Raw genomic sequence first — 19,438 nt, forward strand, 5'->3', positions numbered from 1 at the left:
GGGGCTGTAGCAACTTTTTGCACGCGACAGACGTTCAGTGCAGGGCCGGGTGCCACTGGCTACCCTGATGTTTAATTCGGAACCAAATGTCCCCACCTGAGGATGTAACCGAAACCGGAGGACACCATGAAGTTCAAGCACATCCTGATGCTCACCCTGGGTGCGGCCGCAGTGGCCGCGCTTCCTGCCCTGACCCAGGCGGCCCCGCAGCAGACCGGGCAGGGCGCCATCGCGCAGAAGGCCGACGACGCAAAGGCCAAGACCGAAGCCGAGCGCAAGGCCGAGCGCCGCGCCGCCGCCGCTGCGCAGAAGCCGAAGGGCGACGTCGCTCCGCGCGAGGAAGAAGAAGAGAAGCCGGCGCGCTGATGACGCTGCGCCTCGGGCACTCGTGACACAGACGCCCCGGCTTTGGCCGGGGCGTCTGCATTTTGCGGCCTGCACCGCTGGCGTTCTTCACTGTGGGATGACCTCGTCCTCACACAACCCTTGGGCATTCGCCCGGCACCCGTTAAACTATGGCTTTCCGGGAGGCTTCAAGCCCCATGACCCCCCTGATTTTTGTTACCGGCGGCGTAGTGTCCTCGCTAGGCAAGGGCATTGCCGCCGCTTCGCTTGCCTCCATTCTGGAAGCGCGTGGCCTCAAGGTCACGATGATGAAGCTGGACCCGTACATCAACGTGGACCCGGGCACGATGAGCCCGTTCCAGCATGGCGAGGTTTACGTCACCGATGACGGTGCCGAAACCGATCTGGACCTGGGCCACTACGAGCGCTACGTGCGCACGCGGCTGTCGCGTAAAAACTCCGTCACCACCGGCCGAATCTACGAAAACGTAATCCGCAAGGAGCGTCGCGGCGACTATCTGGGCGCCACCGTGCAGGTGATTCCGCATATCACCGATGAAATCCGTCGTTGCATCGACGAGGCCACCGCTGGTTTCGATGTCGCGTTGATCGAGATCGGCGGCACCGTGGGCGATATCGAGTCGCTGCCGTTCCTGGAAGCGATCCGCCAGGTGCGCACCGAGCGCGGCGCCGAAAAAGCCATGTTCATGCACCTTACGCTAGTGCCGTACATCGCTGCGGCCGGCGAGTTGAAGACCAAACCGACCCAGCATTCGGTCAAGGAACTGCGCTCGATCGGTATCCAGCCGGACGTGCTGCTGTGCCGTTCCGAGCAAACGGTACCGGACTCGGAGCGTCGCAAGATCGCTTTGTTTACCAACGTCTCCGAGCGCGCGGTGATCAGTTGCCCGGATATCGACGTGCTGTACGGCATGCCGCTGGAATTGCGTCGCCAGGGTCTGGACGAACTGGTCATCGATCAGTTCAAGCTGCGCGACAAGGTAGCTGCGGCTGACCTATCCGAGTGGGCGGCGGTGGTGGATGCGGTCAAGCATCCGCTGGACGAAGTCACCATTGCGGTGGTCGGCAAGTACGTCGATCACCAGGACGCCTACAAGTCAGTGGCCGAAGCGCTCCGTCACGGCGGCCTGCGTCAGCGCACCAAGGTCAATTTGAAGTGGCTGGAAGCGCAGGACCTGGAGGGCAGCGACATGGAGGCGCTGCAGGACGTCGACGGCATTCTGGTGCCCGGCGGCTTCGGCGATCGCGGCTTCGAAGGCAAGGTGCAGACCTCCAAATACGCACGTGAGCACATGGTTCCTTACTTCGGCATCTGTTACGGCATGCAGGCCGCAGTGGTGGACTATGCCCGCCACGTCGCCGACCTGGACGCGGCCAACAGCACCGAGAACGATCGCCAGTCACCGCATCCGGTAATCGGTTTGATCACCGAGTGGCGCACCGCCACCGGCGAAGTCGAAAAGCGCGACGAGAAGTCCGATCTGGGGGGCACGATGCGCTTGGGTCTGCAGGAGCAGCGCCTGAAGCCGGGCACGCTCGCGCGCGAAGTGTACGGCAAGGACGTGGTGGCAGAGCGTCACCGTCATCGCTACGAGTTCAACAACCGCTACCGCACCCAGCTGGAAGATGCGGGTTTGGTGATCTCCGGCAAGTCGATGGACGACACGCTGGTGGAAGTAGTGGAACTGCCGCGCGAAGCGCACCCGTGGTTCCTGGCCTGTCAGGCGCATCCGGAATTCCTGTCTACTCCACGCGACGGGCACCCGCTGTTCATCGGCTTCGTGCGCGCCGCGCGCGAGAAAAAGGCGGGCGGCAAGTTATTGAAGGAAGCGCGTGCGTGAGCGTTGCCTTTTTCCGCCGTGACCTCGCCTCCCTTCCTGGGGAGAAGGTGCCCCGAAGGGGCGGATAACGGTCGCCGCAGCACGCTGAAGGATGGTAGCCATGCCGAACGCGCCGCCACGCGCCATCCAAAGCAAAACCATCGGGCTCCTCTCAAGCGCTTCGCAACCGTCCCCTCACCCAACCCCTCTCCCCTTAAGGGGGACAATGTTCCGAGGGCAGAGGGGCATACCTCAAATAGGTGATCTGATGAAACTCTGTGACTTCGAAGTTGGCCTGGATCAGCCGTTGTTCCTGATTGCCGGACCCTGCGTGATCGAGTCGATGCAATTGCAGCTCGACGTGGCTGGCAAGCTCAAGGAAATCACCGGCAAGCTGGGGATCAACTTCATCTTCAAGTCGAGCTTCGACAAGGCCAATCGCACCTCCGGCACCAGCTTCCGTGGCCCTGGCCTCGAAGAAGGTTTGAAGGTGCTGGATGCGGTGAAGAAGCAGATCGGCGTGCCGGTGCTCACCGACGTGCACGAGTACACCCCGATGAACGAAGTTGCCGCCGTCGTCGACGTGCTGCAGACCCCGGCCTTTCTGGTGCGCCAGACCGACTTCATCAAGAACGTCTGCGCTGCCGGCAAGCCGGTGAACATCAAGAAGGGCCAGTTCCTGGCGCCTTGGGACATGAAGCCGGTGGTGGACAAGGCCAAGTCGACCGGCAACGAGCAGATCATGGTCTGTGAGCGTGGCGCTTCGTTTGGCTACAACAATCTGGTCAGCGACATGCGCTCTCTCAGCGTCATGCGCGACACCGGTTGCCCGGTCGTGTTCGATGCCACCCATTCGGTGCAGTTGCCGGGCGGGCAGGGCAGCAGTTCCGGTGGCCAGCGCGAGTTCGTGCCGGTGTTGGCGCGCGCTGCTGTTGCGGTGGGCATTTCAGGTCTGTTTGCGGAAACCCATCCGGATCCGTCCAAGGCGCTGTCCGATGGTCCCAATGCCTGGCCGCTGGACAAGATGGAAGCCTTGCTTGAAACGCTGCTCGCACTGGACACCATCACCAAGCGCAGCAGTTTTCTCGAACAAAGCGTCTGATGGCATCGGCAGTAGGCGGTCAAGCCTGCTGTGCGTTATGCGCTCTGCAACCCTCCACCGCTGCAGCCACGAAGGTCGCCGCACAGTCCCGCCATTTGGCAAGCCGAAGTCTTGCGGCGATAATCCGGCAGCTTGTTTCCGGTTTACTTCCTCCTTACTGGTAACCGATCGACCTATGACCACTATCGCCAAGATCCTCGCCCGCGAAATCCTCGACTCCCGCGGCAATCCTACGCTGGAGGCCGAAGTCACGCTGGACGACGGCTCGTTTGGTCGCGCTGCCGTGCCATCGGGTGCCTCGACCGGCACCAAAGAAGCAGTGGAGCTGCGCGATGGTGACAAGACCCGCTACTTGGGCAAGGGCGTGCGCCACGCAGTAGACAACGTCAACGGCACCATCGCCGAGACGCTGAAGGGCTTCGATGCGGCCGACCAGCAGGGTCTGGACCGTCGCCTGATCGATCTGGATGGCACCGAGAACAAGGGTCGCCTGGGCGCCAATGCGCTGCTGGGTGTTTCGCTGGCCACCGCGCATGCCGTGGCCGCCTCGCGCAAGCAGCCGCTGTGGCAGTACCTGTCTACCATCACCGAATCCGATGTGGCGTTGCCGGTGCCGATGATGAATATCATCAACGGTGGTGCGCATGCCGACAACAACGTCGACTTCCAGGAGTTCATGGTGCTGCCGGTGGGTTGCAGCTCGTTCTCCGAAGCGCTGCGTGCCGGCACCGAGATCTTCCATTCGCTCAAGTCGGTGCTCAAGGGCCACGGCCTGAGCACGGCAGTCGGTGATGAAGGCGGCTTTGCGCCGGATTTCCGCAGCAACGTCGAAGCGTTGGACAGCATTCTCGAAGCGATTGGCAAGGCCGGCTATACCGCGGGCGAAGACGTGCTGCTGGGTCTGGACGTGGCCTCCAGCGAGTTCTACGACAACGGCAAGTACAATCTGGTTGGCGAGAACAAGCGTCTGACCAGCGAGCAGTTTGTCGATTTCCTGGCTGACTGGGTGGCGCAGTATCCGATCATCAGTATCGAAGACGGCTTGGCCGAAGACGACTGGGCGGGCTGGAAGCTGCTGACCGACCGCGTCGGCAAGAAGGTGCAACTGGTCGGCGACGATCTGTTCGTCACCAACCCGAAGATCTTCAAGCAGGGCATCGACTCGGGCACCGCCAACGCGATCCTGATCAAGGTCAACCAGATCGGCACGCTGACCGAGACGCTGGAAGCCATCGCGATGGCGCATGCGGCTAATTATGCTTCGATCGTCTCGCACCGTTCCGGCGAAACCGAAGACACCACCATCGCCGACATCGCCGTGGCCACCACCGCCACGCAGATCAAGACCGGTTCGCTGTGCCGTAGCGATCGTGTCGCCAAGTACAACCAGTTGCTGCGCATCGAGCAGGCGCTGGGGTCTAGCGCCCGTTACGCCGGTCGCGACGCGTTCGTCTCGATCAAGCGATAAGCCGTGCGCAACTGGCGCTGGCTACTGCTGGTGCTGGCGGTTCTGCTGGCCTGGCTGCAGTACCGCTTCTGGTTCGGGCCTGGGAATTCCGGTGAAGTCATGATGCTGGAATCCCAGGTCGCGCATCAGACACAGGACAACGAAGGTCTGCGCCAACGCAACCAGGCGTTGGCGGCAGAGGTGAAGGATTTGAAGGACGGCGAGGCGGCAATCGAGGAACGTGCACGTAGCGAGCTGGGCATGATTAAGCCGGGCGAGACGTTTTATCGGGTGGTCGAGGATGCACTGCCGCTGCCGCCCGCAGTGGCCGCACCGTCGGCCGAGCCAACCGCATCTGCTGCTCAGGTGGAAAGGCCATGACCGGTTCGATCTGGGCGATCGTGCCGGCCGCCGGGCGCGGCACGCGCTTTGGTGGGCGGATTCCCAAACAATATCTGCCTGCCGCCGGTCAGCCATTGATCGCCTACACGCTGGCGGCTCTGGCAGTGCATCCGGCAGTGGCTGGCATCGTGGTGGCGATCGCGCCCGACGATGCCGACTGGCCAGGCTGGACGGCGGTACAGTCCAAACCGGTGCTGACTTGTGTGGGAGGAGCGACGCGTGCCGCGTCGGTATTGGCTGGATTGCTGGCCTTGCCTGACAGTGTGCGTGCCGACGACTTTGTGCTGGTGCACGATGCGGCGCGTCCGAATTTGGCATCGGCCGATCTGGACCGACTGCTAGAAATCGGTCGCGGCGACCCGGTCGGCGCCATTTTGGCCGCACCGGTGCGCGACACGCTCAAGCGTGCCGGCGACGATGGCGGAATCGATGCCACCGAGCCGCGCGAACGCCTGTGGCGCGCGTTGACCCCGCAACTGTTTCGTCGCCATCAATTGATTCGTGGCCTCACCGAGGCCTCGGTGGCGGGTGTTGACGTCACTGATGAGGCGATGGCGATGGAGCGGCTGGGATTGCGCCCACTGCTGGTGGAAGGTGCCGAGGACAACTTCAAGGTAACCACACCAGTGGATCTGGCACGCTTCGAATTTGAACTGGCGAATCGGGATCGGGGACCGGAGGCCGGGGATTGGGTGCAAGCCAGTCCGCAGAGTTCGGCCTCCGCTTTCTCTGGTCCTCGGTCCCCGGTCCTCGGTCCCGAACAGGCCTGATCCATGTCTTTCAATTTTCGAATCGGCCAAGGCTACGACGTGCATGCGTTCGGTCCCGGCGACCATGTGATGCTGGGCGGCGTGCGCGTGGCCCATAGCCATGGCGTGCTCGCGCATAGCGATGGCGACGTGGTCCTGCATGCGCTGTGCGATGCGCTGCTGGGCGCGTTGGCGCTGGGCGATATCGGTCAGCACTTTCCGCCCTCCGACGAGCGTTGGAAGGATGCCGATAGCGCGCAGTTTCTGCAGCACTGCGATTTCTTGCTACGCGAGCGTGGCTGGCGCGTCGGCAATGCCGACATCACCGTGGTCTGCGAGCGGCCCAAGGTCGGCCCGCATGCCTTGGCCATGCGCGAACGGATTGCCGCTCTGCTGGCGATCGAGCTCGACGCGGTCAGCGTCAAGGCCACCACGAGCGAAAAGTTGGGCTTTACCGGCCGCAGCGAAGGCATCGCCGCACAGGCGGCGGTGTTGCTGGGCAAGATCGCTGCGTAAACCGCAGCGATCCACGCCGGAGCGCTGCCGGCGTTGCGACACGACATCACCGCGCCGAAAGATTCGGCACACAGCGCGCGACACACAGGCGCGAAGGCGAACGACACCATGACCGATACTTCCTTCCTGCCACGCGCGCACGGCGCTGCGGTACTCAGCGCGGCAATGCGCAGCGCGCCGGAAGACTTTCAAGTCGACGAGCTGCCGGCATTCGAGGCGTCGGGCGAAGGCGAGCACTTACTGTTGACCGTGCGCAAGCGTGGCCAGAACACTGCATATATCGCCAGGAAACTCGCTCAGTGGGCCGGCATCGCAGAGATGGGTGTGAGTTATGCGGGTTTGAAGGATCGCCATGCGATGACCACGCAGCGTTTTAGCGTGCATCTGCCCAAGCGCATTGCACCGGACATCGCTACGCTCAATGATGCCGAGATGCAGGTGGTCGACCGCACTTGGCACAACCGCAAGCTGCAACGCGGTGCGCTGCATGGAAATCGTTTCGTACTTACCTTGCGTCAAGTGAAGGGCGAACACGCTGCGATCGAACAACGGCTGCAAGCGATCACCGTGCGTGGCATTCCCAACTGGTTCGGCGAACAACGTTTCGGCCGCGACGGCGCCAATGTAGCTTCCGCGCTGGCGATGTTCGGCTATGTGCAGAATGCCGATGGAACGTTTGCTGCGGCGCCGGTATCGAAGCGGCGGCTACGGAACGATCAACGGTCGATGTTGCTGTCGGCAGCGCGCTCGTCGTTATTCAATCGCGTGCTCAGCGCACGTGTGGAGCAGGGCAGTTGGGACGCTGCCCTAGAGGGTGAAGTGTGGATGCTGGATGGCTCACGTAGCGTGTTCGGCCCGGAGCCGTGGAGCGAGGTGCTGGCAGAGCGCCTGGCGCGCTTCGATATTCATCCCAGTGGCCCGTTGTGGGGTGCCGGCGAACTGCGTTCGACCGATCAGGCTGCAGCGGTGGAGCAGGGTGCCTTGGCCAATCCACAATCCGAGGCATTGCGGCAGGGCCTGGAAGCGGCTGGACTGAAGCACGAACGCCGCGCATTGCGCTTGCGTCCGCAATGCATGGACTACTGCTGGCTCGACGCGCAGAGCTTGCAAATCGAATTTGCGCTGCCGCCAGGCTGTTACGCCACCGCAGTGTTGTGGGAATTGGGCGAGGTCAGCGACGCAGGTCGCTTCAACGCCAACGTGCGCTCTGAAGAGTGAAGTGGTAGGTCCGCTGTCGGCCGCACAGCGTGACGCGAGCGACGATCTCCAAGGTACGCGGGGTAGTAGTAGTAGCGGCCTTGGCCGCGATGAGCGTTACCTATAAAGCGCCGCCATGCGCAGGGGCGCCTTGGCCGCGATAGGCATCCCCGATACGCCTAACCTGGCGCAAACGCGTCCCTACGACCCCAGATCTTTGTCGCGCAATCGGCTTATCGCCGTGCCAGCAACACCAACAACGCACCGGTCCCACCCTGTGTCGGCGGCGCCGAATGAAACGCCAGCACATCGTTGCGCTGGCGCAGCAGCCGGTCCATCAGATTCTTCAGCACCGGCGCGCCGTTGTCAGACTGCAACCCCTTGCCGTGGATGATGCGCACGCAGCCATGTTCGTGCGCGTGCGCCTCGAGCAGGAACTGCCGCAATAACGACTCGGCCTGCGCCGCAGTGGCGCCATGCAGATCCAACTCGTCCTGGATCGAAAACTGCCCGCGCTTGAGACGCTGAAACAATCGGGTGGGAAGATTCTCGCGCCGATAGCTGGCGGTATCGCCCGCTTCCAGCGGCGTGCTGCCGCGTAGCGAACGCGCGAATTCGGTGTGCGCCTCGGCATCGTCGCGCTCGGCCATACGCGCGCGGGGCTTGGGGCGCGGTTTGGCATTGGCCGGTGGTGCGACTTCACGCATCGGCTTGACAGCGCCGATCGCTGCGCGGAACAGCGCGCCGCCGTCTTCGTCTTTGGGATGCGACATGCGCACAGCGTAACGTGACGGACCTCAGGTGCAAGCGAAGATCAAGCGCGAAGGGCGCTGACGCATCCGGTATCATAGTTCGGTTTTCCGAGGAGTCTCATGCGCGTACTGGTTAGCAATGATGACGGTGTCGACGCCCCCGGCATCCAGATATTGGCCGAGGCGCTGCGCCATGCCGGTCATGAAGTGATGGTGGTCGCCCCCGACCGCGACCGCTCCGGCGCCAGCAATTCGCTGACGCTGGATGTGCCGATCCGCACCCGCCGCATCGACGCGCAGACCTGCGCGGTTGCCGGTACACCCACCGACTGCGTGCATCTGGCACTGACCGGCATGCTGGATGACGACCCGGACATCGTGGTCTCCGGCATCAATAACTCGGCTAATCTTGGCGACGACGTGATCTATTCGGGCACCGTCTCTGCCGCGATGGAGGGTCGCTTCCTTGGGCTGCCGGCGGTGGCGGTCTCGTTGGTGACGCACAACCACCAAGCGCATCACTACGACACTGCCGCGCGCGCGGCGGTGGAGATCGTAGCGCGCTTGAAGGACGACCCGTTGCCTGCCGACACCATCCTCAACGTCAATGTGCCGGATCTGGCCTGGTCGGATGTGCTCGGTTTCGAAGTCACCCGGCTCGGCAATCGCCACCGTTCCGAGCCATGCGTGCCGCAACGCGATCCGCGCGGCCGCACCGTGTACTGGATCGGCCCGGCCGGACCAGAGCAGGACGCCGGCGCCGGCACCGACTTCCATGCCGTGCGCACCGGGCATATCTCGATCACCCCGATCCACGTCGATCTCACCCGCTACCAAGCGCTGGAGACCGTGGCTGGCTGGGTCGGCGGGTTGACCGCTGCATTGGACGCATCGGCATGACGCCGAGGCTGCGCCTGCAACCGGAGTCGGTGGGGATCGGTATGACCTCGCAACGTGTGCGCGACCGTCTGGTCGAGCGCCTGCGTGAGGCCGGCATCCAGGATGAAGCCACGCTAAACGCGATGCGCACCGTGCCGCGTCATTTGTTCATCGAGGAAGCGCTGGCTTCGCGCGCATATGAAGACACTGCGCTGCCGATCGGCCACGGCCAGACCATCTCCCAACCTTGGGTGGTCGCACGCATGACCGAAGCGGTGCTGCGGGTCACACCGACAAAAGTGCTCGAAGTGGGCACCGGCTCCGGCTATCAGGGCGCGATTCTTGCCGCGCTGGGTCTGGAGGTTTACACCGTCGAGCGCATCGGCGATCTGCTGCGGCAGGCGCGCAAGCGCTTCCGGCATCTGGGCATGAATGTGCGCAGCAAGCATGACGATGGCCGCATCGGCTGGCCCGAGCACGGCCCTTACGACGCCATCGTGGTCACGGCTGCTGCGCCTGCGCTGATCGATGCCTTGGTCGATCAATTGGCTGTCGGCGGGCGTCTAGTTGCTCCGGTCGGTGGTGCCTCCTCGCAGTCGCTGGTGCAACTCACACGCGGTGCCGACGGTGCGATCGAACAACAGGTTCTGGCGCCGGTCACGTTCGTCCCGCTGTTGTCGGGCATGCTGGATTGAATCCATGAGAGTTCCTCGATGAAGATATTCGGGCCGTTGTACGACGTGGCCATTCGTTGGTCCCGCCATCGCCGCGCACCAGCGCTGCTGACCGGCCTCAGCTTCGTGGAAGGCTTCATCTTTCCGGTGCCGCCGGAAGTGATGCTGGCTCCGATGTCGCTTGCCGAACCCAAGCGTTCGTTGTGGTTTGCCACCTTGAGTCTGATGGGCTCGCTGTGTGGCGCTTTGGTCGGCTACCTGCTGGGCCACTTTGCGTTTGCCGCGTTGCAGCCGCTGATCGAATGGCTGGGCTGGAGCGTGAAGATTCATGCGCAGATAGAGACGTTGCGCGCGCTGGTGGCCGAATCGCCGTGGAAGGCGTTCTGGGCTCTGGTGCTGGTGGGTTTTACCCCGATCCCGCTGAAAATCTTTACCTGGGCGTCCGGTGTGGTCGGCGTGCCGATCCTGCCGTTTATCGCCAGCATGTTGGTAGGGCGCGGCAAGCGCGTGTATCTGGTCGCAAGCGCGATACGCTTGGGCGGTGCGCGTGCCGAAGCGGCATTGCATCGATGGATTGAGCCACTGGGCTGGGTTGCCATGGCCGTATTGGCGGCGGGTGCGGGTTGGTTGGTGTGGAAGACGATGAACGGATGAGCAAGACCCAGATGAATTCGGTAGGCAAGACTGCAGTCATGCTCGCGATGGTCATTGGGTTGACCGCCTGCAGTAGCGCCACGGTAGTGCGTTCGCCTGGCCCAGGCGGCGGCGGTTCGTCGTCTTCGCGTCCGGCAGCAGCGCCGCGACCGTCGGTGCCGCGCCCAGGTGCGACTGTCACCGTCCAGCGTGGCGACACCCTGTATGCGATATCGCGCCGAACCAACATCACCGCACCGGATCTGGCCGCCTGGAACGGCCTGGCGTCGCCGAACACGATCTATCCGGGCCAGACCCTCAAGCTCTATCCGCCTGGAGCCAGCAAGCCGGGCGCCAGCGCGCCGATCGCCGGCACGGTGGTTCCGTCGCGTCCGGCCGCGACGATCGTCGCACCGGTCGGTAGCGGGTTTCCGTGGCGTTGGCCGGCCGAAGGCGTGGTGGTTGGTACCTTCGTGACCGGCGAGACCACCAAGCAGGGCGTAGACATCGCAGGTGCCAGCGGACAGGCGGTGCGTGCCGCAGCCGATGGTGTCGTCGTGTATTCGGGCGCTGGCTTGGTCGGCTATGGCGAGTTGATCATCATCAAGCACAACGACCAGTGGCTATCTGCCTATGGGCACAACCGCAAGCGCTTGCTCAACGAAGGTCAGAGCGTGAAGGCAGGCCAGCAGATTGCCGAAATGGGGCGCAGCGGCGCTGCCCGCGACATGCTCCACTTCGAAATTCGCTACAACGGCAAGCCGGTCGACCCGTTGCTGTATCTTCCGAAGAAATAACAGCACGGCCATCGAGATCGACAGCCATGTAGTGATTGGTCTGGCAACCAGGCATCGTCGAACATCGGGGGCATCAGCAAGTCGGCTGTGAATCGGTCAGGCCAGCCTTCCACAGAGCCTCAAAGACAGCGCCTCAAACAAGCCCGCAGCTTCCCATTCCAGGAAGCGCTTATGGATGGCGCTAGCACTGCCGAAGCGATCCTTGGGCAGCGCCTTCCACTGGCAGCCGGTGCGCAGTCCGTAGACGATGGCCTCCAACACCAGTCGAGTCGAGCCGGCTTCGCGGGTCGGCCCGCACCGGGCTTGCGTACGTAGACCCTGTCAGCCACTGCACGCGTCAGGAATAAGCGGTTCTACCCGCTGCCAACTCATCGGTTACCACCCAGGACGCTACACGTTTGGCCATGATCTCGATCCAGCGCTGCTTACCATGCGGCTCGAATCGATAGTTTGCGTATTTGCGGATACATTCTAAGTTGATCTGGCCCAGCCTGCCCGGCACAAAAAAAGTCGCAAAATGCGCGGCTATGGGATACGCCTGCGTTGAAGACGCGCCTCAACGCACCTTGCCCAGCGCCACACGGGCATCGGCCGTGAAGCGCTGGGTTTCTTGCGGGGTGGAGAGGTTGGCGCCAAGCTGATTGAGCACCTGTTCGATATCGCTCGATGCTTCCCACGCTTTGTCGCAGAGCATGCCGGCGATCGGGCCGAGATAGTTTAGGCGACCTTTTCCAAGCCCTCGCGCACGCGTTCGTCGGGTGCAGATCCACCACCAGCGGAGGCAAGCGCTGCGCTCGGTGCCGTGACAGGCACTGCTGCTGCCAATACTGGCGCGACCGGTGCACGCGGCGCGGCCGAAGCACCGCCCAGATCCTGTTCGGAACTGCCCATCAGCCACTGACGCGAGTCATCGCTCAGCAGCGAAGGCTTGCCCATGCCGGCGCCGGGATCGAACTGGAAACGGGCCTTTGCGGCATTGACCATAGTGAGGCGTTGCACCGCCTCATCATTGCGCAGCATGCGCAACACCACTTCGTCGATCTGCCCGGCGTTATGCGGACGATGCAGGAATGGTTCTCCTCGGTGACGATGAACAGAAGGCCGGACGCCTTCTTCAATGCCAGCGCGTTGAGCTCGCGCAGGATGTCGATCAGCGCACGGAATTCAGCGGACATAGCATCTTTCTTGAACCATCTGGTGCGCAATGGGTGACAGCGGCTCAGCGTTTGCTGAGGCGCTCCATGGCTAACCGGACGCTGTTGGACAGGCGAGAGATGGCGCGTGCCAAAGTACCAATTTCATCTTTGAAATCGACCTCGGCGATGGTGTGGTTCCATTTGCCCAGGCTTAGTTCTTCGGCCACGGTGGTCAAGTGCTGGATCGGGCGCAACACGCGGTTCCAGATCAACGCCCACTGCATGCCGAACAGCAAGGCGCAGACCAGCAAGCCGATGCCGGCGATCCACAGCGACTGGCGCACGATCACGCCATTGACATCGCTCTTGGGATACGCCGAGACCAGGGTGAAGCCCCAATCGGGCACTTCCTGCTTGATCACGACCCAGTCGTCGGGGCTTTTCTTGACGATGCGCTCGATGGTGGCGGCGTCGGTGGTGGCGCCGGTGGTCGACTGGAAACGCAGCTTGTTCTTGCTGTCGAACACGGCGATGAAGCCGGAGTCGAGCACGCGACGGCTGCTGACCACGTTCGCCAGCGGCTGCGTGTCGGCCTTGTAGCTGACGTACCAAGCACCGATGACGCGCTTGTCGTTGCCGGCGAAGATAGGCTCGTAGCCGGTAACGTACGTGTTGCCGAGGATGTCCACCACGCCGTAGAAGCTTTCGCCGTTGCGCAGCTTGGCGGCGGCTTGGCCGTTCGGATCAAGCACGATGCCGATGGCGCGGCTGCCGTCATCCTTCTTGACGTTGGTGGAGATGCCCACGAAATCGTCGCCGGTGAGCGAGAACAGCGTGGCGGTGCCTTCATGGATGGCAGTGATGTCGTCAAGCATGCCGAACACGTTGGCCTGTGCTTTCTGGCCCAGCAGCAGGTCGTTGGCGTAGCGGTCGGCGACGCGCACCTGGCTGCCGACGCTTGCCACGCCCTGTGCACTGGCTTCCTTTTGCGCAGCTGGCGCATGGATGAATTGACGCGGTCGAGCATCATCGAGCGGGTGACCGCAAACAAGGTCTGCAAGGACGCCGACTGGCGCTCAATGAGGCCGCTGGCCTCGAACTTGACCCGGTACGCTTCGGTAATCGCCAGAATGGCCGTCAGTGCCATCGCCACGGCCAGCACCAAGGCCATCACCGGCAGCAGCAGGCGCATCCGCACAGAGTGACGAAGCATCGCAATTCCCCCGGAAGCGTTTAAATGATTGAGTCGAGTGCCGCCGCAGCGCAATGCTTCCATTGGACACAGCATTTATCGGCGTTCACACAAGATACTGAAGCGGCCCCTGTGCCGCTTGGCGGTGCAGACGATAACAAGTCGCCCCTGAAAAACCCCAACCACCCAACGACCGCAAGGCCTTGATGTCTGCACCGGCGTGCCAGAACTACCAGTGTTCGCTACGCTGAAGGCTGGTTTCTTGCAATTTGCGCCCATGCGTACACGCCGTCCTGCTGCCGAAGACAGACCCGCCGACGAGTTGTTTCGTTCGCGGCTGGAGAACCAGATCGATCTGCGTCATCCGCTGGCGCGGCTGAGCCAACAGATGCCGTGGACGGCGTTGGAGCAAGCACTTTCATCGCGCTTGCCGGCCACCCAGGCCGGTGGCGGTCGGCCGGCATTGCCGGTGCGGCTGATTGCCGGTTTGCTCTACCTCAAACACGCCTACGACCTGTCCGATGAAGCGGTGTGCGAGCGCTGGCTGGAGAATCCGTACTGGCAGTTCTTCACCGGTGAGGTCGTGTTCCAGACGCGCTTGCCGAGCGATGCCAGCTCGCTGACGCGCTGGCGGCAGCGCCTGGGTGAGGCCGGGATGGAAGAGCTGCTGGCGCACACCATCAACGCCGCGCATGCGATGCAGGCGGTGGACGCACGCGAGTTGTCGCGGGTGATCGTGGACACCACGGTGCAGGAAAAGGCGATCGCCTATCCGACCGACAGCCGTTTGCTGGAGGTGGCACGCAAGAAGCTGGTGTTACTGGCCAAGCGGCACGGCATCGGATTGCGGCAGAGCTACGCGCGGCAAGGCCCGGCCCTGAGCCGCAAGGCAGGTCGGTATGCGCATGCGCGCCAGTTCAAGCGGATGCGGCGCATCTTGCGACGTCAACGCACAGTGCTGGAACGGCTCGTGCGCGACATCCAACGCAAACTCGATCAGGTAAACACCGGCGTGCGCGAGCGCATCGCTGTCTGGCTGGAACGTGCGCAACGGCTGTACACGCAGCGTCCGAAGGACAAACAAAAACTGTACGCATTGCATGCCCCGGAAGTGGAATGCATCGGCAAGGGCAAGGCGCGTCAAGCGTACGAATTCGGCGTCAAGGTCGGCATTGCGGTCACCGCCTGCAAGGGATTGGTCGTGGGTGCGCGCAGCTTCCCGGGCAACCCGTACGACGGCGATACCTTGGCCGAGCAGCTGGAGCAGACACGCGGGTTGCTGCAGGATGTGAGCGTAGAACCGACGGTGGCGATCGCGGGCGCGAAGTCGATGGCGTGCAGGTCCTGCATCGCGGCAAGGCCAAGACGCTGACGCGACGGCAATGGCGCTGGATCAAGCGACGGCAGGCGGTGGAGCCGGTGATCGGACATCTGAAAGACGACTGCCGGTTGCGTCGCTGCAGGCTGAAAGGTGCCCAAGGCGATGCGCTGCACGTGCTCGGCTGCGCGGCCGGCTACAACCTGCGCTGGCTGCTGCGCTGGATCGCGTTTTTGCGTGCCTGGATGCGGGCGATGGGATGGTCATCCTTGAGTACCGTGCCGCTGTCACCGACGGCACCTGGCGCTTGAAGGGGATTTTTCAGGGACGACTAACCACTGTCGCACAGCAGGCTTTGTACATGCGTCAAGTTTGACTGACAGCGCTCCAGCGCCTGCAGCGCACCTTTGCGGTCGGTCACCTCCGCCGTCGTCACCGCGATGGCATGGGGCAACCCCTGGGTATCAACAGCGATATGCCGCTTGATGCCCGACACCTTTTTGCCCGCGTCATATCCCTTTTGCCCGGCTGTGTCCGTGTTCTTGACGCTCTGCGCGTCCACGATCAAGAACCTGCTGAAGATGTTGCGCTCCTGTTTCTGGCGGGCCACGCCAACCTGATTTTTTGAGCGCCCGCTCCAGCAGGCTCACTCCTTCATCGTCGCACTCGCTCCACTTGGCAAAGTACGCGTGCACGGTCCGCCACTTCGGAAAGTCGCTGGGTAGCGCTCGCCATTGGCAACCGGTTCGCAGCACGTACAACACTGCGCACCACACCTCATACATATCCACTCGGCGTGGCTTGGTGCGCTTGCGCGCTTGTTCCAGGATCGGGAGGATGTGTTCGAAACGCTCCCGGCTCATGTCGCTCGGATAGGTTTTTTGGCGCATCCGCAGAGTCTGCACCAATCAGGAAAGATCGTGAACAGGTTCTAAGACATTTCGAACGATGAACCGTTGCGATATCCACGCTATCTGACGGTGCGTTCGTGACGATCGGAGGTAGCAACGGTTGATCAGTATCCCGTGGGGCTGATCACTGCGCGCTCAGCGCCACCTTGTAAGCATTGAATGCTCGGGCAAACTCGCCTGCCGCGATAGCGTCAGAAAACTGATGCTCCTCTTGAACGCCTCCCGGGCTGGTGAACAGCAAGCGTCCATACTGGACGATCGGGATTTGGTTGTTGTCCCGGAAGCGCATGTCGCGCGAGCCGTTCTTATTCACCTTTGCCCATGTCTGCCCCACGACGGCAGCGTCGGGTGGCACGACCTCATCCTCAATGAAGCGAACGACGTGGCATTGAGTCGTCCCTGAAAAATCCCCGTCAAGCGCCAAGTGCCGTCGGTGACAGCGGCACGGCACTCAAGGATGACCATCCCATCGCCCGCATCCAGGCACGCAAAAACGCGATCCAGCGCAGCAGCCAGCGCAGGTTGTAGCCGGCCGCGCAGCCGAGCACGTGCAGCGCATCGCCTTGGGCACCTTTCAGCCTGCAGCGACGCAACCGGCAGTCGTCTTTCAGATGTCCGATCACCGGCTCCACCGCCTGCCGTCGCTTGATCCAGCGCCATTGCCGTCGCGTCAGCGTCTTGGCCTTGCCGCGATGCAGGACCTGCACGCCATCGACCTCGCGCCCGCGATCGCCCAGGTCCACGATCGCCACCGTCGGTTCTACGCTCACATCCTGCAGCAACCCGCGTGTCTGCTCCAGCTGCTCGGCCAAGGTATCGCCGTCGTACGGGTTGCGCGGGAAGCTGCGCGCACCCACGACCAATCCCTTGCAGGCGGTGACCGCAATGCCGACCTTGACGCCGAATTCGTACGCTTGACGCGCCTTGCCCTTGCCGATGCATTCCACTTCCGGGGCATGCAATGCGTACAGTTTTTGTTTGTCCTTCGGACGCTGCGTGTACAGCCGTTGCGCACGTTCCAGCCAGACAGCGATGCGCTCGCGCACGCCGGTGTTTACCTGATCGAGTTTGCGTTGGATGTCGCGCACGAGCCGTTCCAGCACTGTGCGTTGACGTCGCAAGATGCGCCGCATCCGCTTGAACTGGCGCGCATGCGCATACCGACCTGCCTTGCGGCTCAGGGCCGGGCCTTGCCGCGCGTAGCTCTGCCGCAATCCGATGCCGTGCCGCTTGGCCAGTAACACCAGCTTCTTGCGTGCCACCTCCAGCAAACGGCTGTCGGTCGGATAGGCGATCGCCTTTTCCTGCACCGTGGTGTCCACGATCACCCGCGACAACTCGCGTGCGTCCACCGCCTGCATCGCATGCGCGGCGTTGATGGTGTGCGCCAGCAGCTCTTCCATCCCGGCCTCACCCAGGCGCTGCCGCCAGCGCGTCAGCGAGCTGGCATCGCTCGGCAAGCGCGTCTGGAACACGACCTCACCGGTGAAGAACTGCCAGTACGGATTCTCCAGCCAGCGCTCGCACACCGCTTCATCGGACAGGTCGTAGGCGTGTTTGAGGTAGAGCAAACCGGCAATCAGCCGCACCGGCAATGCCGGCCGACCGCCACCGGCCTGGGTGGCCGGCAAGCGCGATGAAAGTGCTTGCTCCAACGCCGTCCACGGCATCTGTTGGCTCAGCCGCGCCAGCGGATGACGCAGATCGATCTGGTTCTCCAGCCGCGAACGAAACAACTCGTCGGCGGGTCTGTCTTCGGCAGCAGGACGGCGTGTACGCATGGGCGGAAATTGCAAGAAACCAGCCTTCAGCGTAGCGAACACTGGTAGTTTTGGCACGCCGGTGCAGACATCAAGGCCTTGCGGTCGTTGGGTGGTTGGGGTTTTTCAGGGGCGACTCCTAAGAACTTGTTCACGATCTTTCCTGATTGGTGCAGACTCTGCGGATGCGCCAAAAAACCTATCCGAGCGACATGAGCCGGGAGCGTTTCGAACACATCCTCCCGATCCTAGAACAAGCGCGCAAGCGCACCAAGCCACGCCGAGTGGATATGATCGATACACGTTAGTCGCGTAGTGCAGCATGCGCCAGAATGGCTGCCGCGTATCTGAAGCATCGCTCGCCCGCACGGACTCAGCGCAGCATCGGTCACAGTGCGTCGAGGAAGGTCCGCAATGCCGGCCCGAAACGAGCGAAATCGACCAAGAAGGCGTCGTGGCCTTGGGGCGAATCCAGTCCGAGGAAGCGCGCGTCGGCACCGCCAGCGCGCAGGCCTTCGGCGATCTGTCCCTGCTGCTGCACCGGAAACAGGATGTCGGTGTTGGCGCCGATTGCCAGCGCACGCGCGATGCGGATCTGCGCCAGGCCAGCCAGTACGGCGGCTTCGGTCGAAACGCCGGTGTCTTGCCGGACGGCGACACACGAGCCGTCGGCCTGCTTGTCATCGACACTCGCATCAGTGGCCGGCGCCTGATCGACATGCTCGGCCACATCGAACCAGTCCATCGAGCGACTCAGATACAAATAGCAATTGGGATCGAAGAAGCGCACGAAGCGGCGCGCATGCCCCTCCAGATAGCTTTCGACCTGAAATTCCAGGCCGAACGGATCATCGGCGGCCTGTTCGGAATCCAGGCGCACGCGGCCGAAGCGGCCATCCCATTCCAGTGCCGAGCGATAGGTGATCACGCCGAGTTTGCGGGCCATGCGCATGCCCGATTCCGGGTAACGGGAATCGTCGTAATGGCCACCGTCCCAATGCGGATCCAGCCGGATCGCTTCGCGCTGCAGCGAGCGGATCGCGATCGAAAACGGCAACGCCTGTGCGCTGCCGGAAATGTTGATGTGGCTACGCGCAATGCCGGGATGACGCAGCAACAGCGCCAACGCGGTCATGCCGCCCATTGAGTTGCCGATCAGGCAGGCTAGTTGTTCAATACCCGAGGCGCGCACGACATCGGCCGCGGCATCGGCGATATCTTCGATCGACAGCTCCGGGAATGTCAGGCGATACAGCTTGCCGGTGGACGGATCCACCGAGGCCGGCCCGGTCGAGCCTTTGCAACTGCCCAGCGAGTTGACGCAGAGCACGAACCAGCGGCTCGTATCGATCGGCTTGCCCGGCCCGACCATCCCCTCCCACCAACCTGGCTCGGGATTGGCCTGATTCGCAGCGGCATGCGCATCGGGCGACAAGCCGGTGACGATCAGCACCGCATTGTTGCGATCGGCGGCTAGCCTGCCCCAGGTTTCATAGGCGACGTGCGCTTGGTGCAGCACGCCGCCACGTTTCATCGGGAACGGCGAGCGCAGGGCATGGAACAGCGTGCCGGTGGGGATGAATTCAGTCATGGGCCAATTTTAGCCGCCATCGCGCGAGCCAGCGTGGGGAATCGGGAATCGGCTTGAGCCCCGTGCTCTCACGCATTGGGGCTTTGCGTTGCCGGCGACGCGTTGCCGACGACCTGTGTAGGCCGGCGCATTTGTGCTCGCTGTGTTCTTCGAGCGCGTGCCGGCTTTAGAGAGTCGCCCCTGAAAAACCCCAACC

General features: G+C 62.9%; 16 protein-coding genes and 6 pseudogenes. 14 read left to right on the forward strand and 8 right to left on the reverse strand.

Annotation, left to right across the window (positions count from 1 at the left end; all coding sequences use genetic code 11):
* Window positions 1–126: 126 nt before the first annotated feature.
* The 8 genes from PD885_RS09250 to truD all read left to right on the forward strand — a co-directional run bounded on the left by PD885_RS09250 (window position 127) and on the right by truD (window position 7,620).
* A complete protein-coding gene (locus PD885_RS09250) occupies window positions 127–366 on the forward strand; it encodes a hypothetical protein (protein ID WP_002808117.1) in 240 nt (79 codons plus the stop codon).
* 176 nt (window positions 367–542) lie between these two features.
* Window positions 543–2,207, forward strand: a complete 1,665-nt coding sequence (gene pyrG / locus PD885_RS09255) for a CTP synthase (RefSeq protein ID WP_002808116.1) — start codon at window positions 543–545, stop codon at window positions 2,205–2,207.
* A 247-nt stretch (window positions 2,208–2,454) separates the two neighbouring features.
* Window positions 2,455–3,288, forward strand: coding sequence for a 3-deoxy-8-phosphooctulonate synthase (kdsA, locus tag PD885_RS09260; protein ID WP_002808115.1), 834 nt, complete (start codon window positions 2,455–2,457; stop codon window positions 3,286–3,288).
* A 175-nt stretch (window positions 3,289–3,463) separates the two neighbouring features.
* Entirely contained in the window at window positions 3,464–4,756 is a 1,293-nt protein-coding gene (gene eno, locus PD885_RS09265; protein WP_002808113.1) for a phosphopyruvate hydratase, read from the forward strand.
* A 3-nt stretch (window positions 4,757–4,759) separates the two neighbouring features.
* On the forward strand, window positions 4,760–5,116 hold the full coding sequence (gene ftsB, locus PD885_RS09270; protein ID WP_002808110.1) for a cell division protein FtsB: 357 nt from the start codon (window positions 4,760–4,762) through the stop codon (window positions 5,114–5,116).
* Window positions 5,113–5,907 (forward strand): 2-C-methyl-D-erythritol 4-phosphate cytidylyltransferase, encoded by a 795-nt coding sequence (ispD, locus tag PD885_RS09275; protein ID WP_088056820.1) that lies wholly within the window; start codon window positions 5,113–5,115, stop codon window positions 5,905–5,907. The genes ftsB and ispD overlap by 4 nt, the downstream gene beginning before the upstream one ends.
* Before the next feature lie 3 nt (window positions 5,908–5,910).
* Window positions 5,911–6,402: a 2-C-methyl-D-erythritol 2,4-cyclodiphosphate synthase gene (ispF, locus tag PD885_RS09280; protein ID WP_002808106.1), complete on the forward strand. Its 492-nt coding sequence runs from the start codon at window positions 5,911–5,913 to the stop codon at window positions 6,400–6,402.
* Window positions 6,403–6,510: 108 nt separating this feature from the next.
* Entirely contained in the window at window positions 6,511–7,620 is a 1,110-nt protein-coding gene (truD, locus tag PD885_RS09285) for a tRNA pseudouridine(13) synthase TruD (protein ID WP_002808104.1), read from the forward strand.
* Between the two features lie 212 nt (window positions 7,621–7,832).
* Here truD and PD885_RS09290 read toward each other — a convergent pair whose 3' ends face one another.
* On the reverse strand, window positions 7,833–8,372 hold the full coding sequence (locus PD885_RS09290) for a Smr/MutS family protein (RefSeq protein ID WP_002808102.1): 540 nt from the start codon (window positions 8,370–8,372) through the stop codon (window positions 7,833–7,835).
* 99 nt (window positions 8,373–8,471) lie between these two features.
* On the opposite strand from PD885_RS09290, the gene surE reads away from it, so the two are divergent.
* From surE to PD885_RS09310, 4 genes are read left to right on the forward strand one after another with little or no spacing between them, the layout of a single operon-like run.
* Complete coding sequence (surE, locus tag PD885_RS09295) at window positions 8,472–9,251, forward strand: 5'/3'-nucleotidase SurE (RefSeq protein WP_002808095.1); 780 nt, start codon at window positions 8,472–8,474, stop codon at window positions 9,249–9,251.
* Window positions 9,248–9,925 carry a protein-L-isoaspartate(D-aspartate) O-methyltransferase gene (locus PD885_RS09300; RefSeq protein WP_002808094.1) on the forward strand — a complete coding sequence of 226 codons (678 nt, stop codon included), beginning with the start codon at window positions 9,248–9,250 and terminating at the stop codon, window positions 9,923–9,925. Before surE ends, PD885_RS09300 begins: the two co-directional genes overlap by 4 nt.
* A gap of 18 nt (window positions 9,926–9,943) precedes the next feature.
* Window positions 9,944–10,558, forward strand: a complete 615-nt coding sequence (locus PD885_RS09305) for a YqaA family protein (protein WP_002808092.1) — start codon at window positions 9,944–9,946, stop codon at window positions 10,556–10,558.
* Window positions 10,555–11,334, forward strand: a complete 780-nt coding sequence (locus tag PD885_RS09310; protein WP_172404510.1) for a peptidoglycan DD-metalloendopeptidase family protein — start codon at window positions 10,555–10,557, stop codon at window positions 11,332–11,334. Before PD885_RS09305 ends, PD885_RS09310 begins: the two co-directional genes overlap by 4 nt.
* 126 nt (window positions 11,335–11,460) lie before the next feature.
* Here the strand turns inward: PD885_RS09310 and PD885_RS20645 are convergent.
* The 3 pseudogenes from PD885_RS20645 to PD885_RS09325 all read right to left on the reverse strand — a co-directional run.
* A pseudogene (locus PD885_RS20645) lies at window positions 11,461–11,740 on the reverse strand (transposase); the annotation flags it as partial.
* A gap of 150 nt (window positions 11,741–11,890) precedes the next feature.
* Window positions 11,891–12,509: pseudogene (locus PD885_RS09320) on the reverse strand (DUF8082 domain-containing protein).
* 44 nt (window positions 12,510–12,553) lie between these two features.
* A pseudogene (locus PD885_RS09325) lies at window positions 12,554–13,683 on the reverse strand (Cache 3/Cache 2 fusion domain-containing protein).
* Between the two features lie 256 nt (window positions 13,684–13,939).
* Between PD885_RS09325 and PD885_RS09330 the strand changes: the two are divergent.
* Window positions 13,940–15,291 (forward strand): annotated as a pseudogene (locus tag PD885_RS09330) (IS5 family transposase).
* 23 nt (window positions 15,292–15,314) lie between these two features.
* Here the strand turns inward: PD885_RS09330 and PD885_RS09335 are convergent.
* The 3 genes and pseudogenes from PD885_RS09335 to PD885_RS09345 all read right to left on the reverse strand — a co-directional run.
* Window positions 15,315–15,870, reverse strand: a pseudogene (locus PD885_RS09335) (IS5 family transposase); the annotation flags it as partial.
* Window positions 15,871–16,015: 145 nt separating this feature from the next.
* A complete protein-coding gene (locus tag PD885_RS09340; protein WP_231892737.1) occupies window positions 16,016–16,246 on the reverse strand; it encodes a hypothetical protein in 231 nt (76 codons plus the stop codon).
* A gap of 58 nt (window positions 16,247–16,304) precedes the next feature.
* Complete coding sequence (locus PD885_RS09345) at window positions 16,305–17,672, reverse strand: IS5 family transposase (RefSeq protein ID WP_088056822.1); 1,368 nt, start codon at window positions 17,670–17,672, stop codon at window positions 16,305–16,307.
* A gap of 164 nt (window positions 17,673–17,836) precedes the next feature.
* Between PD885_RS09345 and PD885_RS20650 the strand changes: the two are divergent.
* Window positions 17,837–17,950: pseudogene (locus PD885_RS20650) on the forward strand (IS5/IS1182 family transposase); the annotation flags it as partial.
* 89 nt (window positions 17,951–18,039) lie between these two features.
* On the opposite strand, the gene metX reads toward PD885_RS20650, so the two are convergent.
* Window positions 18,040–19,242, reverse strand: a complete 1,203-nt coding sequence (gene metX, locus PD885_RS09350) for a homoserine O-acetyltransferase MetX (RefSeq protein WP_002809366.1) — start codon at window positions 19,240–19,242, stop codon at window positions 18,040–18,042.
* Window positions 19,243–19,438 lie beyond the last annotated feature (196 nt).

This window comes from Xanthomonas fragariae (genome assembly GCF_900183975.1).
GTDB classification, from domain to species: domain Bacteria; phylum Pseudomonadota; class Gammaproteobacteria; order Xanthomonadales; family Xanthomonadaceae; genus Xanthomonas; species Xanthomonas fragariae.

What these genes read in the sequence shown, in the direction of transcription:
- PD885_RS09250 (WP_002808117.1), top strand. Translation starts at nt 127, where the DNA reads ATGAAGTTCAAGCACATCCTGATGCTCACCCTGGGTGCGGCCGCAGTG.
- pyrG (WP_002808116.1), top strand. Translation starts at nt 543, where the DNA reads ATGACCCCCCTGATTTTTGTTACCGGCGGCGTAGTGTCCTCGCTAGGC.
- kdsA (WP_002808115.1), top strand. Translation starts at nt 2,455, where the DNA reads ATGAAACTCTGTGACTTCGAAGTTGGCCTGGATCAGCCGTTGTTCCTG.
- eno (WP_002808113.1), top strand. Translation starts at nt 3,464, where the DNA reads ATGACCACTATCGCCAAGATCCTCGCCCGCGAAATCCTCGACTCCCGC.
- ispD (WP_088056820.1), top strand. Translation starts at nt 5,113, where the DNA reads ATGACCGGTTCGATCTGGGCGATCGTGCCGGCCGCCGGGCGCGGCACG.
- ispF (WP_002808106.1), top strand. Translation starts at nt 5,911, where the DNA reads ATGTCTTTCAATTTTCGAATCGGCCAAGGCTACGACGTGCATGCGTTC.
- truD (WP_002808104.1), top strand. Translation starts at nt 6,511, where the DNA reads ATGACCGATACTTCCTTCCTGCCACGCGCGCACGGCGCTGCGGTACTC.
- PD885_RS09290 (WP_002808102.1), bottom strand. Translation starts at nt 8,372, where the DNA reads ATGTCGCATCCCAAAGACGAAGACGGCGGCGCGCTGTTCCGCGCAGCG.
- surE (WP_002808095.1), top strand. Translation starts at nt 8,472, where the DNA reads ATGCGCGTACTGGTTAGCAATGATGACGGTGTCGACGCCCCCGGCATC.
- PD885_RS09300 (WP_002808094.1), top strand. Translation starts at nt 9,248, where the DNA reads ATGACGCCGAGGCTGCGCCTGCAACCGGAGTCGGTGGGGATCGGTATG.
- PD885_RS09305 (WP_002808092.1), top strand. Translation starts at nt 9,944, where the DNA reads ATGAAGATATTCGGGCCGTTGTACGACGTGGCCATTCGTTGGTCCCGC.
- PD885_RS09310 (WP_172404510.1), top strand. Translation starts at nt 10,555, where the DNA reads ATGAGCAAGACCCAGATGAATTCGGTAGGCAAGACTGCAGTCATGCTC.
- PD885_RS09345 (WP_088056822.1), bottom strand. Translation starts at nt 17,672, where the DNA reads ATGCGTACACGCCGTCCTGCTGCCGAAGACAGACCCGCCGACGAGTTG.
- metX (WP_002809366.1), bottom strand. Translation starts at nt 19,242, where the DNA reads ATGACTGAATTCATCCCCACCGGCACGCTGTTCCATGCCCTGCGCTCG.